This is a genomic window from Photobacterium angustum, assembly GCF_003026365.1.
GTDB lineage: Bacteria > Pseudomonadota > Gammaproteobacteria > Enterobacterales > Vibrionaceae > Photobacterium > Photobacterium angustum.
In genome coordinates this window covers 193,248-211,117 of the sequence record NZ_PYOM01000006.1, presented here as the reverse complement: position 1 = coordinate 211,117, position 17,870 = coordinate 193,248, and the positions used below count along the sequence as shown (strand labels likewise).

The 17,870-nt window shown below is 39.7% G+C and carries 18 protein-coding genes; 10 read left to right on the top strand and 8 right to left on the bottom strand.

The annotated features are described in order from the left end of the window. Positions 1–9: 9 nt before the first annotated feature. The 5 genes from CTN01_RS08455 to flgB form a co-directional block, all read right to left on the bottom strand. Positions 10–741, bottom strand: coding sequence for a flagellar basal body rod protein FlgF (locus tag CTN01_RS08455; RefSeq protein WP_045082421.1), 732 nt, complete (start codon positions 739–741; stop codon positions 10–12). A gap of 12 nt (positions 742–753) precedes the next feature. Then, the gene (flgE, locus tag CTN01_RS08450) at positions 754–1,950 is read right to left on the bottom strand and encodes a flagellar hook protein FlgE (protein WP_045082422.1); all 1,197 of its coding nucleotides are present in this window, start codon (positions 1,948–1,950) and stop codon (positions 754–756) included. 70 nt (positions 1,951–2,020) lie between these two features. After that, on the bottom strand, positions 2,021–2,698 hold the full coding sequence (flgD, locus tag CTN01_RS08445) for a flagellar hook assembly protein FlgD (RefSeq protein ID WP_045150235.1): 678 nt from the start codon (positions 2,696–2,698) through the stop codon (positions 2,021–2,023). Then, positions 2,698–3,132: a flagellar basal body rod protein FlgC gene (flgC, locus tag CTN01_RS08440; protein WP_005364289.1), complete on the bottom strand. Its 435-nt coding sequence runs from the start codon at positions 3,130–3,132 to the stop codon at positions 2,698–2,700. The genes flgD and flgC overlap by 1 nt, the downstream gene beginning before the upstream one ends. 2 nt (positions 3,133–3,134) lie before the next feature. Then, positions 3,135–3,497, bottom strand: a complete 363-nt coding sequence (flgB, locus tag CTN01_RS08435) for a flagellar basal body rod protein FlgB (protein WP_005364287.1) — start codon at positions 3,495–3,497, stop codon at positions 3,135–3,137. Positions 3,498–3,648: 151 nt separating this feature from the next. On the opposite strand from flgB, the gene flgA reads away from it, so the two are divergent. The 5 genes from flgA to CTN01_RS08410 all read left to right on the top strand — a co-directional run bounded on the left by flgA (position 3,649) and on the right by CTN01_RS08410 (position 11,184). Continuing rightward, the gene (gene flgA, locus CTN01_RS08430; protein ID WP_045150236.1) at positions 3,649–4,392 is read left to right on the top strand and encodes a flagellar basal body P-ring formation chaperone FlgA; all 744 of its coding nucleotides are present in this window, start codon (positions 3,649–3,651) and stop codon (positions 4,390–4,392) included. A 214-nt stretch (positions 4,393–4,606) separates the two neighbouring features. Continuing rightward, the gene (locus tag CTN01_RS08425; RefSeq protein ID WP_080896238.1) at positions 4,607–9,205 is read left to right on the top strand and encodes an SslE/AcfD family lipoprotein zinc metalloprotease; all 4,599 of its coding nucleotides are present in this window, start codon (positions 4,607–4,609) and stop codon (positions 9,203–9,205) included. A 392-nt stretch (positions 9,206–9,597) separates the two neighbouring features. Next, a complete protein-coding gene (gene flgM / locus CTN01_RS08420) occupies positions 9,598–9,879 on the top strand; it encodes a flagellar biosynthesis anti-sigma factor FlgM (protein ID WP_045150252.1) in 282 nt (93 codons plus the stop codon). 30 nt (positions 9,880–9,909) lie between these two features. Further along, entirely contained in the window at positions 9,910–10,377 is a 468-nt protein-coding gene (flgN, locus tag CTN01_RS08415; RefSeq protein WP_045150237.1) for a flagellar protein FlgN, read from the top strand. A gap of 69 nt (positions 10,378–10,446) precedes the next feature. After that, the gene (locus CTN01_RS08410; RefSeq protein WP_045150253.1) at positions 10,447–11,184 is read left to right on the top strand and encodes a lytic transglycosylase domain-containing protein; all 738 of its coding nucleotides are present in this window, start codon (positions 10,447–10,449) and stop codon (positions 11,182–11,184) included. A gap of 272 nt (positions 11,185–11,456) precedes the next feature. Here CTN01_RS08410 and CTN01_RS22760 read toward each other — a convergent pair whose 3' ends face one another. Then, positions 11,457–11,609: a hypothetical protein gene (locus tag CTN01_RS22760; RefSeq protein ID WP_167335204.1), complete on the bottom strand. Its 153-nt coding sequence runs from the start codon at positions 11,607–11,609 to the stop codon at positions 11,457–11,459. Positions 11,610–11,935: 326 nt separating this feature from the next. Between CTN01_RS22760 and CTN01_RS08400 the strand changes: the two genes are divergently transcribed. Together CTN01_RS08400 and CTN01_RS08395 are read left to right on the top strand one after the other, a co-directional pair. Next, a complete protein-coding gene (locus CTN01_RS08400) occupies positions 11,936–12,745 on the top strand; it encodes a PhzF family phenazine biosynthesis protein (RefSeq protein WP_045150241.1) in 810 nt (269 codons plus the stop codon). Positions 12,746–12,866: 121 nt separating this feature from the next. Then, a complete protein-coding gene (locus CTN01_RS08395) occupies positions 12,867–13,157 on the top strand; it encodes a YkgJ family cysteine cluster protein (RefSeq protein WP_006644183.1) in 291 nt (96 codons plus the stop codon). 69 nt (positions 13,158–13,226) lie between these two features. On the opposite strand, the gene CTN01_RS08390 is transcribed toward CTN01_RS08395, so the two are convergent. Then, positions 13,227–13,814 carry a YceI family protein gene (locus tag CTN01_RS08390; RefSeq protein ID WP_045150242.1) on the bottom strand — a complete coding sequence of 196 codons (588 nt, stop codon included), beginning with the start codon at positions 13,812–13,814 and terminating at the stop codon, positions 13,227–13,229. A 44-nt stretch (positions 13,815–13,858) separates the two neighbouring features. Next, positions 13,859–14,404 (bottom strand): cytochrome b, encoded by a 546-nt coding sequence (locus CTN01_RS08385; protein WP_045150254.1) that lies wholly within the window; start codon positions 14,402–14,404, stop codon positions 13,859–13,861. A gap of 252 nt (positions 14,405–14,656) precedes the next feature. On the opposite strand from CTN01_RS08385, the gene CTN01_RS08380 reads away from it, so the two are divergent. The 3 genes from CTN01_RS08380 to dtpA all read left to right on the top strand — a co-directional run bounded on the left by CTN01_RS08380 (position 14,657) and on the right by dtpA (position 17,784). After that, entirely contained in the window at positions 14,657–15,352 is a 696-nt protein-coding gene (locus CTN01_RS08380; protein ID WP_045150243.1) for a pseudouridine synthase, read from the top strand. Between the two features lie 22 nt (positions 15,353–15,374). After that, positions 15,375–15,788: an NUDIX hydrolase gene (locus tag CTN01_RS08375; RefSeq protein ID WP_045150244.1), complete on the top strand. Its 414-nt coding sequence runs from the start codon at positions 15,375–15,377 to the stop codon at positions 15,786–15,788. A 508-nt stretch (positions 15,789–16,296) separates the two neighbouring features. Continuing rightward, the gene (dtpA, locus tag CTN01_RS08370; protein WP_107342138.1) at positions 16,297–17,784 is read left to right on the top strand and encodes a dipeptide/tripeptide permease DtpA; all 1,488 of its coding nucleotides are present in this window, start codon (positions 16,297–16,299) and stop codon (positions 17,782–17,784) included. Positions 17,785–17,870: the final 86 nt, after the last annotated feature.

Genomic DNA, 17,870 nt, shown 5'->3' with positions numbered 1-17,870 from the left:
CCTACGTCATTAACGTGGGTTCATTAAGCGGGTTCCTGCTTGTGCTAATGTTTCTGCGGTTTTCATCATTCGCACTTGCATTTCAAAGTTACGAGTCAGCGACATCACACTAACGAGCTCATTGATCGCAGATACGTTACTGCCTTCTAAATGTCCTGCCGTCATCGCCACACTCGGGTCTTGAGCAAAAACTTGATCATTCACTGGGTGAAGCAAGCCATCACTTTGTTTTTGCAATTGATTAAAGTCCGGATTAACCAACTTTAATTGTCCAACTTCAAGTTCAGCACCACCACCTAGCGGCACGATTGACACGACACCCTTATCGCTGATTTCCACATTTTGATATTCTGGTAGCACTAAGGCTTCCCCTTCTGACATCAATGGAAAACCGTTAACGCGCATCATGCCTTGCTCATCAACACGAATGTTACCAGCACGAGTGTAGGCTTCATTACCAGCGACAGTTTGTACGGTAAAAAAGCCATCACCATTAATCGCAATATCCAGTGCACGCCCCGTTTTAATTACATCCCCTGCATCAAAGCGTGTCGCTGCTGAGTTAGTCACAACCATGGTGCGACCATCAAAACCCGCGCCCTGTAAAGGGATGCTTTTCACTCGCTCCATATCCGCACGAAAGCCAGCGGTATCTGCATTTGATAAGTTATTTGATCGCACATGTTGCGCTTTCATCACTCGGCTTGCACCACTGGTTGCGGTATATAAAAAACTATCCATAACAGCCTCTCACTACACCGCGTTAAAGAGTGATTGAGTTAATTTATCTGACGTCGAAATAGTTTTGGCATTGGCCTGATAGTTGCGCTGAGCGGTCATTAGGCTTACCAGTTCGCTGGTAAGGTCAACATTTGACCCTTCTAATGCGCCAGCAACTAATCCACCTAAAGTACCCGTACTTGGCGCACCATTAACAGGAGCCCCCGAACTGAAGCTTTGAATCCAAGAAGTACCATTGGTTTTTACCAATCCTTGAGGGTTGGCAAAATCAGCCAGCATCACCTGACCTTGTAACTGAGATTGCCCATTCGTGTAAGTGGCGAATACCATCCCGTTGTCTTCAACACGCACACCAGCAAGCTCACCAGAAGTATACCCATTGGGTGCATTAGTGCTCACGCCAAAATCCGCACCAAACTGAGTCGTCCCAGCTATATCAATATTGATATTCGCCGCATCCGCGCCTGCAGGGTTAAAATTCACTGCAAAAGGAGCCGTTGGTGATTGCAATGTTCCGTCGGTATTAAAAACAACATTTTGGGTTTGCGTCGGGGTAGCCGCGCCATCAACGACCACATTCACTTGCCATTCATTAGCATTAGTTTTAGTGAAGTACTGTGTAACGGTGTGAGGATTACCTAAAGAATCATAAACTTTAGAGGTATAAGACGAGTTAAAGCTGTCAGTCGCATTAGGATCGAAAGGATTAATAGCAGGATCAATCACACTAGAACGGGCATCTAAGTTAGCCACAAAAGCAAGCTCATCTGTCGCTTTTGCCGGCAGTGAAGCGGTAGTGATTTTTAAATTCCCTACCGCGCCTGCTTGTAAATTGTTATTCGCATCAACGGTATAGCCTTGAAGTTTGGCACCATTATTACTAACAATGTTGTTATCTTTATCAGAACCAAACACACCGGATCGGGTATATAAGGTTTGCCCAGTATGATCTTTAGTAACAAAAAATCCGCTTCCCGAAATCGCCAAATCTAACGGTCGACCGGTCCCGGTAATTGAACCTGTTTTATCAAAATTCTGCGAAATAGCTGCTACTTCAACCCCTCCTGCTTGCATACCATTGTATACCGCTGAAAATTCAGTACGTGACTCCTTAAAGCCCGAGGTAGAAACATTGGCAATATTATTACTAATAGTATTTAACTGAACATTGGTTGCGTCTAATCCACTTAATGCGATATCAAAACTCATAACTTCCTCTTTTCTTCATTCCTTGATTGCTTTCGTTCATGGTTAAAACCAAGCGAAAGCTTAAATAGATTTACTCGCCAAACTGGCTAATTTGATAAAACGGTACTCGACCAATACCTTCAACATTTACCAACGCGGCTCCGCCATTAGAAGGCACGCGAACCTGTGACACTTCTCCTGCGAGCAAAACACTGGGTTGTGGTAAATCTTTCGCCACCTCAACACTGATTTGATATTGCCCTTTAGCTAAACCCAGTGCGTTAGGATCAATCGTAAATTCCACTTCACCTTTATTTTTAGGGCCTAACGGCATGGTTTTCTTGTTACCAAGTTGATCTGTTAAAACAATCGAGACGGTGCTTGATGCATGTTCTAATTCAATTCGCCCTTGCTGCTTAGCATCCGTTAATTCAACCTCACTGCCTTCAACATAAACGGTTTGCCCTACTAACCCAGCCGTTGACAGAACTTGCATGTTATCGAGTAAAACCATGCTGTTTTGCATCAACTTCGCCATGTTCTCGGTACTTTCAACCTGAGAAAATTGCGCTAATTGCCCGACGTATTCAGTACCATCAAGCGGATTTAATGGATCTTGGTTTTGGATTTGAGCCACCATTAAATTAATGAATTCATTTTTTAATGAGTTAGCATCGTTAGCATTATTCGGGTTACCCGCGACAGCCATATTGGTCGACTCAATCGCAGGCACATCGGTACTCAGTGTGTTAAATTGTGCAATGGTCATCAGTTACCCTCACCTAAACGAAGCAACCCTTGCTGCATGCTTTTCACATTACTCAGCACTTCAACATTGGTTTCAAAACTGCGGGTTGCTGACATCATGTCTGCCATTTCTGCGACTACATCTATATCAGGGTAATAAACATACCCCTCTTCATTGGCCAGTGGGTTACTTGGCTCAAAGCGTTTTTCAGCCTCTCCAGCATGTTGAACCACATCCATAATGCGTACTTCTGCACTCGGATAGTCTGCTTGATCTCCAGTTAATTGAGTTTTGTTATAAACTGTGGCGAATACAGGTTTTAACGCCTTGTAAGCATCATTGGGATTGGCAGCAACTGCATCGGCATTCGCTAAATTACTTGCGACAGTATTTAAACGTATGGTTTGCGCATTCATTGCGGAACCCGCAATGGAATAAATATCAGTAAATGCCATTATTAACGTCCTTTAATCACGGCAGCTAAACCCTTAAATTTCATATTCATAAACGTTAAGCTGCTCTGAAAATCCATGTTATTTTTCGTAAACTTTGCCTGTTCAACACTGAGCTCCACCGTGTTGCCATCTTTCGAATTTTGGTAAGGCACAGCGTAACCATCAGACACCACCAATTGAGTCGGGGATTTTTGTACTTTTCCAACCTCTATTTGACTTACAATGGCATCAAAGCGAATATCTTTTGCTAGGTATCCAGGGGTATCGACATTTGCTAAATTACTGGCAAGCACCTTGGCTCTTTGCACCCGAAAGTCGAGCGTTTGAGGATGAACACCGAGTGCATTTTCAAAACTTATTGCCATTAACCACTCCTTAGACAGTACAACCAAGATTGTAATAGAATGGATTAATCCAAAATGCGTGCCATAAAGATAAGCATTAACATTCAATAAGTTAAAACCATAACGGAACAGGAACTTCCCCCTTAGGGAAGCAGTACGGAAAGGGAAATCTGTGACTTTTTTACGCCTTACTTTATTAATTTGTTTACTACTTTCTTGCTGGGCTAACGCTGAGCAACAAAATCTGACGTCTCAAGCACAAAAACTCGATACCAACGCATTAACACAAGAGCTAAAAGAAACTGTCAATAAAGATATCCAGCAATATAGTGAGCGCCATCATTGGTCGAACGTCGTCAGTAAAATTAAAGTACAACTACCAGCCGCAGCAGCCTCATTACCTGTTTGTCCAACTACCTTCATCATTGCTAGCCAAGATAATCAATCGCAGCCCGTAGGCAGATTAAAAAGACAAGTTAAGTGTGAAAGCCCAACAGTGAACTGGCGACTCAATGCAACCGTTTATGTCCAATTAACACTTCCAGTAATGGTAGCTCGCACGTTAATTCATCGCGATGAGCTTATTACGAGGGGCATGCTCGATAGCCAAATGCTGCAACTTAAAGCACCTAAAAATATCATCATTGATGCAGAGCAAGTGATAGGCTTACATGCCATCCGTCGAATTCGCCAAGGACAACTAATCACTGAAAACTTGTTAAAAAAGCCGTTTCTAATTAATAAAGGGGATCAAGTACTGATTGTCGCTAAAAAAGGTAAGTTTGAAGCATCAACCAAAGGAGTAGCGTTAGAACATGGAAAAATGCATGAACAAATAAGAGTGGAAAATAAGGCAACTCAAAAAGTCATTCATGCTCGAGTTTCTGCTCAAGGTAAAGTTGAAACAATATTTTAAAATACGCCAAAAAGATGCCGTTTACCTTAAGAATAAGCAATAATATTTTGACAGCTTTTTAGGTATTTATATCGTTACAATTTATACCTTTTATCAATATGAGAATTTTATCTCAATATCGTTTCTAAATGTTAATGAGAGATAAATAACATTGTTAAGCCTTTATTTTTACAATATACAACAGCAATAAATTACCATTTTAGGTCATGCTTTCATGAAAAAAAAACTTATTGCAGTTGCTATTAGCTCCTCAATTTTATTGATGGGTTGTCAAGGTGACGATACATCTAACACAACCATTATTCCTCCTACCGAAATTCTGCCGAGTGAACCAGATCTTGACGACCCTGAGATCACGCCGCCACCCGTTGAACCACCAACGGAGCCTGAAATCACGCCACCAGTTGTAGATCCTGAAACAGGAGATCCAGAAGTACCCCCTCCAGTAGAGCCAGATCCAACCGCCACTGCACTTTTTGCTTTAGATAGCGATCTCAGTTTTGGCAACAGCGTTTTATGTGATGGTGAAACTGCAAACAGCTTGATTATTAACAATGGCGATACTGTCAGTTGTTATTACGGTGCTGTTGAGCTTGCAACATTTAGCAATATCGAGCTTAAAATCACCAAAAACACAGCACTGGAAAAAGTTAAGCGCTTAAACTTAGCCGATTCAGATCGCTTTGTTGCGATCACAGATGCTATTGAACTGCAAAATGCGTTAGATAACACTCGAAGCCTATTACTTAAAAGTGGTACTGCTATCGGTGGCGTAGTTGAGCTGTCATTATCTTCTGCTGAGCAAGTACGTTTTAACAGCTTGTATCATTCCACAGAATTGCAGACCTTAAGTAAAGATGAGTTTAACAATTTATTAGTCGATAAAGTCGAAGAAAATACCGAAGCGGATAGCAAGCCTTCAACTCATGAACCGGATGTAAAACCAGAAGTCACTCCTGGTACAAGTGACGATCTAAATTCTAATTTTGTTTCTGCCAATGCGGAAGCAAACTTGGTTTATCAACCGACAGAGGTGATCCTATCTCAAGGTACGCTGGTTGATAGTCACAACAATCCAGTACAAGGTATTGAGTACTACAGCCATTCATCTCGTGGCATTACCGATGAGCAAGGCAAATTCTCATTCAACTGGGGTGAAACTGTCTCTTTTGGTATCGATACCTTTGAATTAGGTGAAGTCAAAGCCAACAAAACGGAGTTTTCCATTACAGATTTAGGCGCTGAGCACCTAGGCCGTAATGCTGAACGTTTATTACAACGTTACTCTCATGATGATTCAAAGCTTGTGATCAACGATCGTGTTCGCCAAGTATTTGCCATGTACCCGAACGTCATTAATGAAGCGATTAACCTATCACTGTCAGAGCCTGTGATGCTTGATAACGGCACAGGTACTCAAAACCCTATTGATGGTGAGTTTGATAAACAATTTAACCAAGGTTTAGCACTAGATATCGACACCGCGATTTGTGAAGGTAAATGTAGTGCCACACGCAGTATCTCAAGCTTATCGTTTCCTCGCGTGATGGATGCTGGCGGTAACATTCAAGCGGATATTTTAAAGCTATGGGGTGCCGGTGTTGATGCGCAGTCAGAAGGCTGGAAACCTGTCACAAAATTCCACGTATTTAGTGACGAAACATGGTACTACGGCAGTCCAGGTTATCCTCGTGGACAAGGTGCAATCAACATTTCAAATGCAGCATTTCCTGTATTGATGCCGCGTAACGATAATAACTTTTGGCTACGTTTTGGTGAGAAGAAAGCATGGGACGAACATTCTCTTGCATACATTACTGAATCACCATCAACAGTGAAGCCAGATTTAGTAGGTGGTAACACTGCAACCTTTAATCTGCCATTTATCAGTATTGGTGAAGTAGGCGCAGGTAAAGTTATGTTGTTAGGTAACAGTAAATACAACACGATTCTGGTGTGTCCTGAAAGCTATAGTTGGGATAACGGCGTAAGTGACAAAGGGGCATGTTGGAATAACACCCAAGACTCCGAAGATATGGAGAATTTCTTCTCCAATACCTTCCGTTATTTAATTGGTGATAAATACACTACATCAGCAGAACCAATCAACATTGGTACCAATATTCCTGATGTTTATTTCCGCCGTTCAGGACATCTAGTCATTGGTAATAAAGCACCATTTGTAATTGATCCTCGCTTTAATATGACAGCTCAACAGCTTTCAAGCTTTAGTGGTATCGATCCTGCTGATATGCCGTTGTTAATTCTAAATGGCTACGAAAATAGTGTATCAATCAGTGGTGAGATCCCTTCTTTAGCCAACACCGAACAACCTAAACTAACTCAACAAGATGTTTCTGATCTACTCAATTATGTAGAGCGTGGCGGTAATATCTTGATCATGGAAAGTATTACTAAACGTGTGAACGATGACTTTACTCGTCTACTGGATGGTGCAGGATTAGCAATTAATGGTCAATCAATCGCAGGTGGTAATGGCCCAAGTTATGGCTACCCTGATCGCGTACGTTCTCAACGTCAACACGGTTACTGGGTCTTAGAGCGCTATGCTGGTAGCAAAGACGAAACAACAGGTAATATTAAACTGCCTTATACCATTAACTCTGATGGTTCTGTTAGTTGGGACTTTATTACTAACGAAAAGCCTGACGATAAACCAAACTTAGAAGTCGCACATAAGCTAATTAAAAACGAGCACGGTGAAAACGTTAAGCTGTTAGCTTTCGTTGATACCTTCCAAGAAGGTAAGGAACGAGCGCCAGAAGCTATTGAAGTAGACAAACAACGTATTCTTAAAGAGTTCAATGTTAAAGAATGTACGCTAACGGATTATCACTATGAGATTAACTGCCTAGAGTATCGTCCGGGGAATGATATACGTCTATCTGGTGGTATGCATCGCGCGCTTTATAAAGAATTACCACTTGATGAAGCGACAGCAAAGGCCATGATTAAAGCGGCAGATCTTGGTACTAATATCGAGCGTTTATATCAACACGAGCTATATTTTAGAACTAGAGGCAGCCAAGGTGAACGCTTAAGCAGTGTTGATCTTAACCGGATCTACCAAAACATGACAGTATGGTTATGGAACGATCTCGATTATCGCTTTGAATCTGGTAAAGAAGACGAACTTGGCTTTGAACGCTTTACTGAATTCCTAAACTGTTATGGTGATACCGCTGCAGGGCAAACCACCTGTAGTGATGCGCTAAAGCAAAGTCTTGAAGCCAATAACATGGTTTATGGCGTGGATTCAGAAAACGTAGGTAAATACGCTGGCTGGATGAACCCAAGCTACCCATTAAATTACATGGAAAAACCGCTAACACGTTTGATGTTGGGTCGAACTTACTTCGATCTTGATATTAAAGCAGATGTTCGCCAATACCCAGGTGAAGTGACAACAAGTGGTGGTAGCACTAGCATCACTGTTGATTTAAGCAATAACACTGCCGCTTGGTTTGCAGGAAGCCGTCAAGCTACGGGTCAATGGGCAATTGCACATGAACCAATGACAATCACAGCATCAGGTAATAGTAATCCGATCACAGTAACCGTTGCACTGGCAGATGATTTAACGGGTCGTGAAAAACATGAGTTAGGTTTAAAACGTCCGCCTCGTATGACCAAGACTTTTACTCTACAACCCAATGCAACAGCTAATTTTACAGCGCCTTATGGTGGCCTCATATATGTGCAAGGTAATGAAACCAATCCTGTGACATTAAACTTCTCAGGTACAGTGAACGCCCCTTGGTTTAAGGTCGATAAATGGATTAACGCTCAAAGCTCACCAGCACCTATTGGTGAAATTGAATCGAATACCTTTATTTACACCGCTGCCGCTGAGAATTTAACAGCAAGCAATTACGGTGGGGATAGAACCAAATTTGCAGCAGAACTTGATATGTTCTCCGCAGATGTCAATGATTTCTACGCTCGTGATGAAGCGGTCGGAGAAGGAAATGGTCGTAATGGCAAAGCGACAGATAGCACGCGATCGAATAACAAGCACCACTTTGTAAACGATATCGCTATTTCTATTGGCGCAGCCCACTCCGGCTACCCAGTGATGAACGGCAGCTTTAATAAAACATCAACATCACTATCAACTACGCCACTAAATGACTGGTTGTTATGGCACGAGGTTGGTCACAATGCCGCTGAAGCACCATTTAATGTGGAAGGTGCTACAGAAGTGGTGAACAACATGCTGGCACTTTACATGCAGGATAAATACCTCGGTAAAATGACCCGTGTCGAAGCTGATATAAAAATGGCACCTAACTTTGTCCGCCTAGAGCAAGGACATGCATGGGCTGCTGGCGGTAACGGTGAACGTTTACTGATGTTTGCTCAATTAAAAGAATGGGCAGAGCAAGAGTTTGATATCAATAACGCTATCAAAGCACCTTTGCCATCTTACTACGCGAATACTGTAACCGGGCTAAAAGGCTGGGATTTGATCAAGCTAATGCATCGTTTAACGCGTAACAATGAAGAAGACAACACGCTATTACCAACCAATAACGTTTGTCGTGATCAAAGTGGATTAAGCAAAGGTGATCAACTGATGTTATGTGCCTCTTACGCTGCACAAAAAGATCTGTCGGATTTCTTTGCTGCATGGAACCCAGGTTCAAAAGCCTACCTTGTTCCAGGTGAGTCTAAGCCTCAATATGAAGGTGGGATCACTTCAACAGGCTTAAGCGCAGTACAAGCACTAAAGCTACCAAAGCCAACATTAGATCCACTATCGATTAATGCAATCACTATTACAAATCGATAAGCTTAAATATTAATCATAACAAAGCCGCTATAAGTCATACTCTATAGCGGCCTCTATTTTCAAATAATTATAACGGCCTGTACTTTTTCACTTCTTTATCGAACCACTGAAAAATCTTTTTTAAGGTTTCTTCGGAGGCAATGCTCTTACTATATCCACGAATTTGATCTATCGCATACGGTCTAGCACTATTTTTGTTAATGCTAATACCAATAGTCTCCCGTTTAGGATAAGACTTAGTAAAACCGAAAGCCAATATTGCTACGCTCGCAACATTTTGATATTAAATAATCAATTTTTGATAAAAACGATAAAATCCTTATTTTTTATTTAATCTTCCTATGTGACTGGTCGCCCAAGTAAATTAAGCGTCTTGTGTAGGAATAAAAATGATGAAAATAGATAAAGTTGCAACTTCGCAGTTTCCCCATGCCCAGTTAAAATCAGCAGAGCAACAGCCAAGCTCTCACAGCGTTAAAAACAACGCTATCAATTCACCCAGCACCATCGATAGTCAACGCTTAGCACAAGCACAGCAACCGCTAAGTGCCTTACCTGATGTTGATATGGCAAAAGTTGAACAGATCAAAAGCGCCCTAAATCGTGGAGAGATAAACTTAGATATCGAAGCGCTTTCAAGCGCGATTTTGCAATTTCATACTGGTCATGAATAAGCACATTGCTAATGTTATATGGAGTAAAATATGCCTAACAAACCCAATAAACAGCAAATGATCACTGTGCTTATAAAAGACATTCAGTGCGATATCGTTGATTACCGCCAGCTTTATCAACTGATGCTAAAACAGCACCAATGCTATTTGAAATTTGATGGCGTATTACTTTCGCAACTAACGGCACAACAACTGCCACTGATAAGTCAACTTACACAACGAAGCCAACAACGCGCACAACAACTACACAATCTCGGCTTACCGATTAATAATCAAAGCATGAATAAACTGATCCACGCTTTACCAAATACAATACAAAGCAAACTTCAGCAACAATGGCAGACCTTAGAAACGCTAGTAAAACAGTGTCATGACTTAAATCAGCGTAACGGGATCTTATCAGCTAACTTCAGCGAATTACTCAATCAAGTGTATGCTCAAATCCCCCAACAAAATGACAATAACGCTTATAGCACACCGCATTTAATGCAGTATTAAAAGCTAATGAGGTATCATCTGGGCAATAAAAAATGCACTATCCTCTCTCTACCTCTCAGTATGTTAATCATGCTGATTTTGTTATTGTTTGCTAATCCTAACCAAGCAGCCACGCCAATACCGACCAAGTACAAAGCGAAGTTTGAACAACAGGTCAGCAAACACTACCAACGGTTATCACCCCATAAAAAAGTGATCGATAAACAGTTCACCCGCCATAAAACCACCGTTCAACATATCATCAAACAGCTTGATGCTAAAAAGCTGCCGCGCAGTCTGGTATTAATACCAATGATTGAATCGACATTCGATCGCCATGCAGTCTCTCATGCAAAGGCGGCTGGCCTTTGGCAGCTTATGCCCGCAACAGCAAAGCGTTTTGGTTTAACGGTATCAAAGACTAAAGATGAAAGATTCAATATTGCCCGTAGTACCGAGGCTGCAATGCAATATCTGATCTTTCTCTATAACAAATTTGATCAAGATTTAAAGCTAACTTTAGCCGCTTATAACTCAGGGGAAGGACGTGTACAACGGGCATTAAAACGGGTCGTGGATAAACATTTTTCAGCTCTACGCTTACCGAATGAAACCGTTGATTACGTGCATAAGTTTTATGCTTTAGAAAAATTAGTCGATCTTAATGCTTTAGCAAGCTCAATACCGAGTACTCACTCTCCCTTCGCAATCAGTGCAGTATCTATTAATAATGATGTTGTGTTTCTAAAACAATTATTTGAAACCAAAACAGTGATTAATATGAAACCCATAAAGCCAATCATTACGCTTAAATCTTTATCCAACTAATCTAAAGATAAAACATACTTAATCAGTAATTTGTCTAGTTGCAATCAAATGTTATGAGAAAGTAAAAAAATAATAAAATTACGGTAATAATAGAGGAAGTTTGCGGCGCCCAAAAATCTGAGCGCATAACGTTATTTGTTTCTCAGATACTTGGTCAAAATTTATGAGGCTTTGATATAAGTTGCTAAGGTAATCTCGTTCCCGATTACTTAATTTTTCAGAGTAGAGTAATAATGCATCATTAATCTTCTGAGCAATTAATGAGCTATTAATCATAGCTCCCACTCTTTATCCCACTCGCGCTGCATTTTTAAGTTTTCAATTCGCTCACGAACACTCACTTTTCTTTCTGTTGTCTTTGGTGCTACTTTTTTCTTTGCTTTAGCCGCTGTAGTTGTACGTTTGTCGTCAGTTTGCTTTGTCATGAATATCTCTCTGTTAATACATAATCGTAAATAGCTATATCGGTAGATAATTAAAATGTTTCAGTTATCAAGCAATAAAAGTGCATGATATGGAAAGGTATAGATAAACTGCGAGGTCAATATATGGATTGATAGTAAAATTGTTTAATTTATTAAAAGTAATATAAAGACTTGTTTACATATTACCAAAATTATTGCATAACTTCCACACAAACATTTTCATTCGGATTTGTAAACTGATTTTTCTAACAAAATATCATATGGTTCGTTTCTTGTAGTTCTCTTATGTGAATAATAAAAATCAAATAAAGAAGAGTAGGTAATAAATGGATATCGAGATCTATCAAGTAGATGCTTTTACCAATGAAACGTTTAAAGGCAACCCAGCGGGGGTTTGCATTACAAAAGAAACATTATCAGAAGATTTAATGCTATCTATTGCAGCGGAAATGGCAGTATCCGAAACCGCTTTTTTATCATTAAATAACATGAACTTAAAATGGTTTACACCACAAGCGGAAGTAAAGTTATGCGGTCATGGTACTCTTTCTGCTACGCACATTTTAAAAGAAAAAAACCTTTTTAATGTGAATGATACCGTGACATTTAATACTCTATCAGGACCATTAACCGCCTTAATAAGGCCATCAACCATAGAACTCGATTTTCCGGCGCCAATACTTGATTTTAATATCACACCATCCACAGAACTATTAACATCTTTAGGCATTGAAGCTACACATGTTATTGCTTATGGTATTTTTGATTCAAAAATATTCATTGAAGTAGATGACGAAGAGATTGTATTAAATCTTGCTCCAAACTTTGATCGCCTAACAAAAATTGATGGTCGTGGCGTGTTAATTACCGCACCAACCCAGCATGATGATCTTGATTTTATCTCTCGCTTTTTTGCCCCTTGGGTTGGCGTTAATGAAGATCCTGTCACAGGTTCAGCGCACTGTGCCCTAACACTTTACTGGTCAGAAAAGCTCAATAAAGTAAAACTTAATGGCTATCAAGCATCAGCGCGTGGTGGATATGTCAGCACCGAGTTATTACCAAATGGACGTATAAAACTCATCGGCTCTGCTATTACTACCATAAAAGGCACAATGCAATTACCTAAGATATAACGATATCTGATATGTACGGTATTTAGTAGGCGGCACACGATTGGAAAACATAAGATAGCAATGCCGTTTTGAGGTATGATGCGGTATTGAGTTACTTAAAGATAACTGTGTTTTTCAAGCTATGAACATCCCGATTAAAAATGAAACCACGCCTGAAGTCTCTTGCTCTAACTGTAAAGCATGTTGCTGCCGTTTAGAGGTGATGATAATCTCAGATACAGGAGTACCAGAAAGACATATCAAACGAGATATGTGGGGAAGTGAAACTATGCTTCGACTTGCTGATGGTTGGTGCTCTGCTCTTGATAGAGAGACCTTCATGTGTACGATTTATGAAAACCGTCCTTGGATTTGCCGTGAATTTGAAATGGGCTCTTACGAATGTGTTGATGAGCGTACTGAATTTCTATAGCCCTAAATATTTATCACTAACGAGTTAGCCCTTACCTTTTATAAATGCTAACTCGTCTATCTTACTCAATTAAATACGGATTCCTTCAACATTGAGCTCTAACTCTACTTCTGTAGAAGCGGGACCTAAGTTTGTTTTAATATCATAATCTTTTAATGTAATCATTGTGGTACCAACAAACCCTCGACGATAACCGCCCCACGGATCATTACCGGCTCCAACATGTTTAACATCAATCGTAACCGGCTTTGTAACGCCGTTTAACGTTAAATCCCCTGTCATAATAGCGTTGCCATCACCCAACTCTTTAAAAGAGCTGCTAACAAACGTTGCTTGTGGAAACTTATCAACATTTAAAAAATCACTGCTGCGTAAATGTTTATCACGTTCAGCATGGTTTGAATCTACACTTGCCGTTGCTATATTCACTTTAACTTTTGATGCTTCAGGCTGCTTTTCATCATAACTAAACTCACCATCAAAGGTGTTAAAACGCCCTACCAACCAACTGTAACCAAGATGCTGGATCCGAAATTGAATCGATGCATGTGAGCCATTAGTATCGATTTTATAATCGTCTGCTAGCGCTACTGATGACATACTAGCCGCAGCTAAAAGTGTGCAAGGAATAAAAGATCTTAATAGGCGTTTTTTCATCATAATCTCCGTTTATGTCGTAATACGTCTTATCAAATTTGTCATTATGCTTTGCCTAGCATGCGTTTTAGCGTGTTATCTTTATCTATAAAGTGATGTTTTAACGCGCCAATGGCATGTAAAAGACTAAAGCCAATCAACACACAAGCGCCATACAAGTGGATAGTACCGGCAATATCTTCTTGATTTGGAATACTTGTAAGCGTTGCTGGAATATCAAATACACCAAAAATACTGATCGCTCTTCCATCTGCAGTTGAGATCAAGTAACCACTGAACATCACCACAAATAACAACAGATACAATAGCCAATGTGTTTTTTGTGCGAGCCATTTCTCCCATTTAGCATGACTAGAAAGGGGAGATGGTGCAGCAGTTAATGTTTTTAATATCAACCTTACGATCAATACAAAGAATAAGATCAAACCGATGCTTTTATGGGTATCAGGTGCCGTTTTATACCAAGCATGATAATAATTTAAATCAACCATCCACCAGCCAAGCGCAAATAATCCAACCACAACCAGCGCAACCAACCAGTGAAGTAAAATAATCATGGGATTCCAATTTTTATTTGGTGTTTTTTTCATGGTGATACACTCGATAACAAAATCTGCTATCAGCATAATAAACATATCGACAACAATTTATTAACTTAGTTTGTAAGGGATTGTGTATGACACCTCTATATTTATTCTCATAGAAGATAAAAACAAACACTTCCCCACACAGTGATAATGCTATTTCGCATAGCTAACACTCACGAAACCAGTATTCATGATTGCTAAATATGAGTGATAACGGATAATAACGCGCTTGTTTCCTTACTCGTATTCAGTGTTATGCGCCTTGATAAATTTATTTGTAAAAGTACCCAACTCACTAAAGCAGAGGCCATTGAGCGAATACACGATGGTGATATTAGCGTCAACGATGCAGTAATTTTCAAAGAAGCAACACAAGTGCATGAGAGTAATACCGTTATCATGGATGGCAAAAGGCTTATTGCGCGTGAGTTTCGCTATATCCTAATGCATAAACCAGCGGGAACTATCTGCTCAAATATTGATGAAGTTTACCCTTCTTTATTTAACTATCTTGATATTGAAAATATCGCTGAATTACATATTGTAGGACGTCTAGATGCGGATACCACAGGAATGGTACTGATCACTGATAATGGACGTTGGTCATTTAACATCACATCACCGAATCAAAAATGCAGTAAAGTTTATCGAGTTAGTTTATCTCGAGAGATTGCGGCAGACGTGGCCGAAAAATTTAAAGCGGGAATAAAATTACAAGGCGAACAAAAGCTAACCGCACCAGCCTTATTAACAGTTATTTCAGCGAAAGAAGTATTACTAACGATTACTGAAGGCAAGTTTCATCAGGTTAAGCGCATGTTTGCCGCCGTTGGTAATCGTGTAGTGTCTCTTCACCGCGAAGCGATTGGCGAGGTGAGGCTTGATCTTGAAGTCGGGCAATGGCGTTACCTAACCAAAGACGAAGTCGCCTCTTTTATAAAAGCTAATTAATCAAAAAATACAGAGTAAATAAATGAATAAAGTAATTGATAAGCTTGCTTGGGTTTTAATTAAAGACGGCAAATTTTTAGTAGTAAGATCTCAAGGCAAAGCACTGTTTTACCTTCCTGGCGGTAAACGTGAAGCTGGTGAAAGTGACATTGAAGCACTAACTCGTGAAATCAAAGAAGAGGTATCCGTTGATCTTATACCAAGTAGTATTAAGTACATGAAAACATTTACGGCTCAGGCCGATGGTAAGGCGGAAGGTATCTCAGTAAAACTAACGTGTTACTTTTCTGATTACTCAGGGGATCTCATCCCTGCCGCTGAAATCGAAGAGCAGAAATTCATTGATAGTAATGATGAAAGCCTGTGCTCTACCGCAGCATTATCCGTATTAAAGTGGCTAGAAAAAACGTCACTGATTACAGGCAAACTTGTCTAACAAAAAAATAGATGTCGCTCAGTCGGCATCTTTCTAAAATGTTGAAATAAACAATCACTGTTATATTAACTAATCGCCATCATTGAAGAGTAAATCACTATGCTATTATTTTAAATCTATATTCAAAATTGTTATCTCCCCTCCTTTATTCATGGCTGCTAATATAAAAGGTTTGTATATTTACTCATTTCGTTAGCTTTTTAATCAATATGCAACAAATCATACGTTATAAAATTAATATTTCTTGCTATTTTCTCTCCTGAAATTTTGTAGTCACTTGATATTTAAAACTCTTTTTTCTTATTGTTTTTTAACGACACAAAAAGTGTCAAAGTAAAGTATTGTTTTAACAAGAAAAACAAAAATCAAATAATTGCAACTAGACAAAATTAAAAACTTACATTTACCTAATTGATGATAACCATTCAAAATAGTAGTTTCGTTAAGAATACAAACCTATCACAGCAAAAATACAAAAATCATAAATAATTCAAACATTGGGAGTGTTATGTCTGAAGTAAATATATTTAAACAACCGAAACCCTTCTATTTAGTATTATCCATCGAATTTTGGGAGCGCTTTGGCTTTTATGGAATGAATGCAATTTTGACTGTTTATATGGTCAAAATTCTTAATATGCCAGAGTCTGCTTCATTTACATTATATGGTGCCTTTACAGCATTAATGTATGCTTCTGTGTCGATTGGCGGTTGGGTTGGCGATAAAATTCTAGGGACTAAACGCACAATTACACTTGGTGCAATCGTCCTGACGATAGGTTATGTGTTACTTGGTCTTTCAGCTAGCCATGGTAACGGTAGTCCATCTATGATTTATATCGCGATGGGGTTCATTGCTATGGGTAATGGCTTATTTAAAGCCAACCCTTCAAGCTTACTGTCGAAAGTATACGGTGATAATGACCCTCGCTTAGATGGTGCTTTCACCATGTATTACATGGCAATGAACCTAGGTGCGGTCTTTTCAATGATTTTAACACCATGGATTGCTAACAAATTCGGTTATGGCTTTGCGTTTTCAGTAAGTGCTATCGGCTTAATCATTACCGTTGCTAATTTTATTGTGAGTAAGAAAATAGTTAAGAATGTTGGTTCTCCAGCAGATATGAAGCCTGTTAATCGCTTTTACCTTTTATCTGTTGTTATTGGTACGCTCGCTTTGAGTTTTGTGAGTTCATTCTTACTACAGCATCTGTTTTACGCACATGCCATTCTAGTCGTTACTGGTATTGCTATTGTTTCGTTGTATTTTAAAGAAGCTTTGTCAACATCAGGTAACGAACGAGCAAAAATGCTAGTGGCATTTGTACTTATGCTGCAGGGTGTTGTGTTCTATGTACTTTACTTCCAGATGCCGACATCACTGAACTTTTTCGCACTTCACAATGTTGAAGATAACATATTCGGAGTATCCGTTGCTCCAGAGCAATTCCAAGCACTAGACCCAATGTGGATCATGCTTACAAGCCCACTCCTTGCTATTCTTTACAACAAGTTAGGCGAACGCTTTTCAATGCCCTTCAAATTTGCAGTCGGTATGGTGCTATGTAGTTTCGCTTTCTTAATTCTTCCAATAGGTGCTAAGTTTGCCAATACCCAAAGTATTATTAATTCTGGTTGGTTAGTACTCTCTTATCTATTCCAGTCTCTTGGTGAATTATTGATATCAGGTCTTGGTTTAGCCATGGTGGCGAAGCTTGTACCACAACGTATGATGGGCTTTACTATGGGGATGTGGTTTTTAACGTCAGCAACAGCGGCTGTTATTGCTGGCTGGGTAGCGTCATTAACAGCAGTACCGAGTAATATTGTCGATCCACATCAAACACTCATCATTTACAGTAAAGTGTTTAATGAAATTGGTGTAGGTACCGCCGCAATAGCATTGATTACACTACTTATTGCGCCGGCATTAACTCGTATTATTTATGCGAAAAACACAACAGAAAAAGTAACAGAGACAGCTTTGGCTTAAAGTAAAAATTTAATAGCGGCGTGTTAATGATTAACACGTCGCTATTGTATTTTTAACTTTTAACGCACATTAACAATAAACACTTG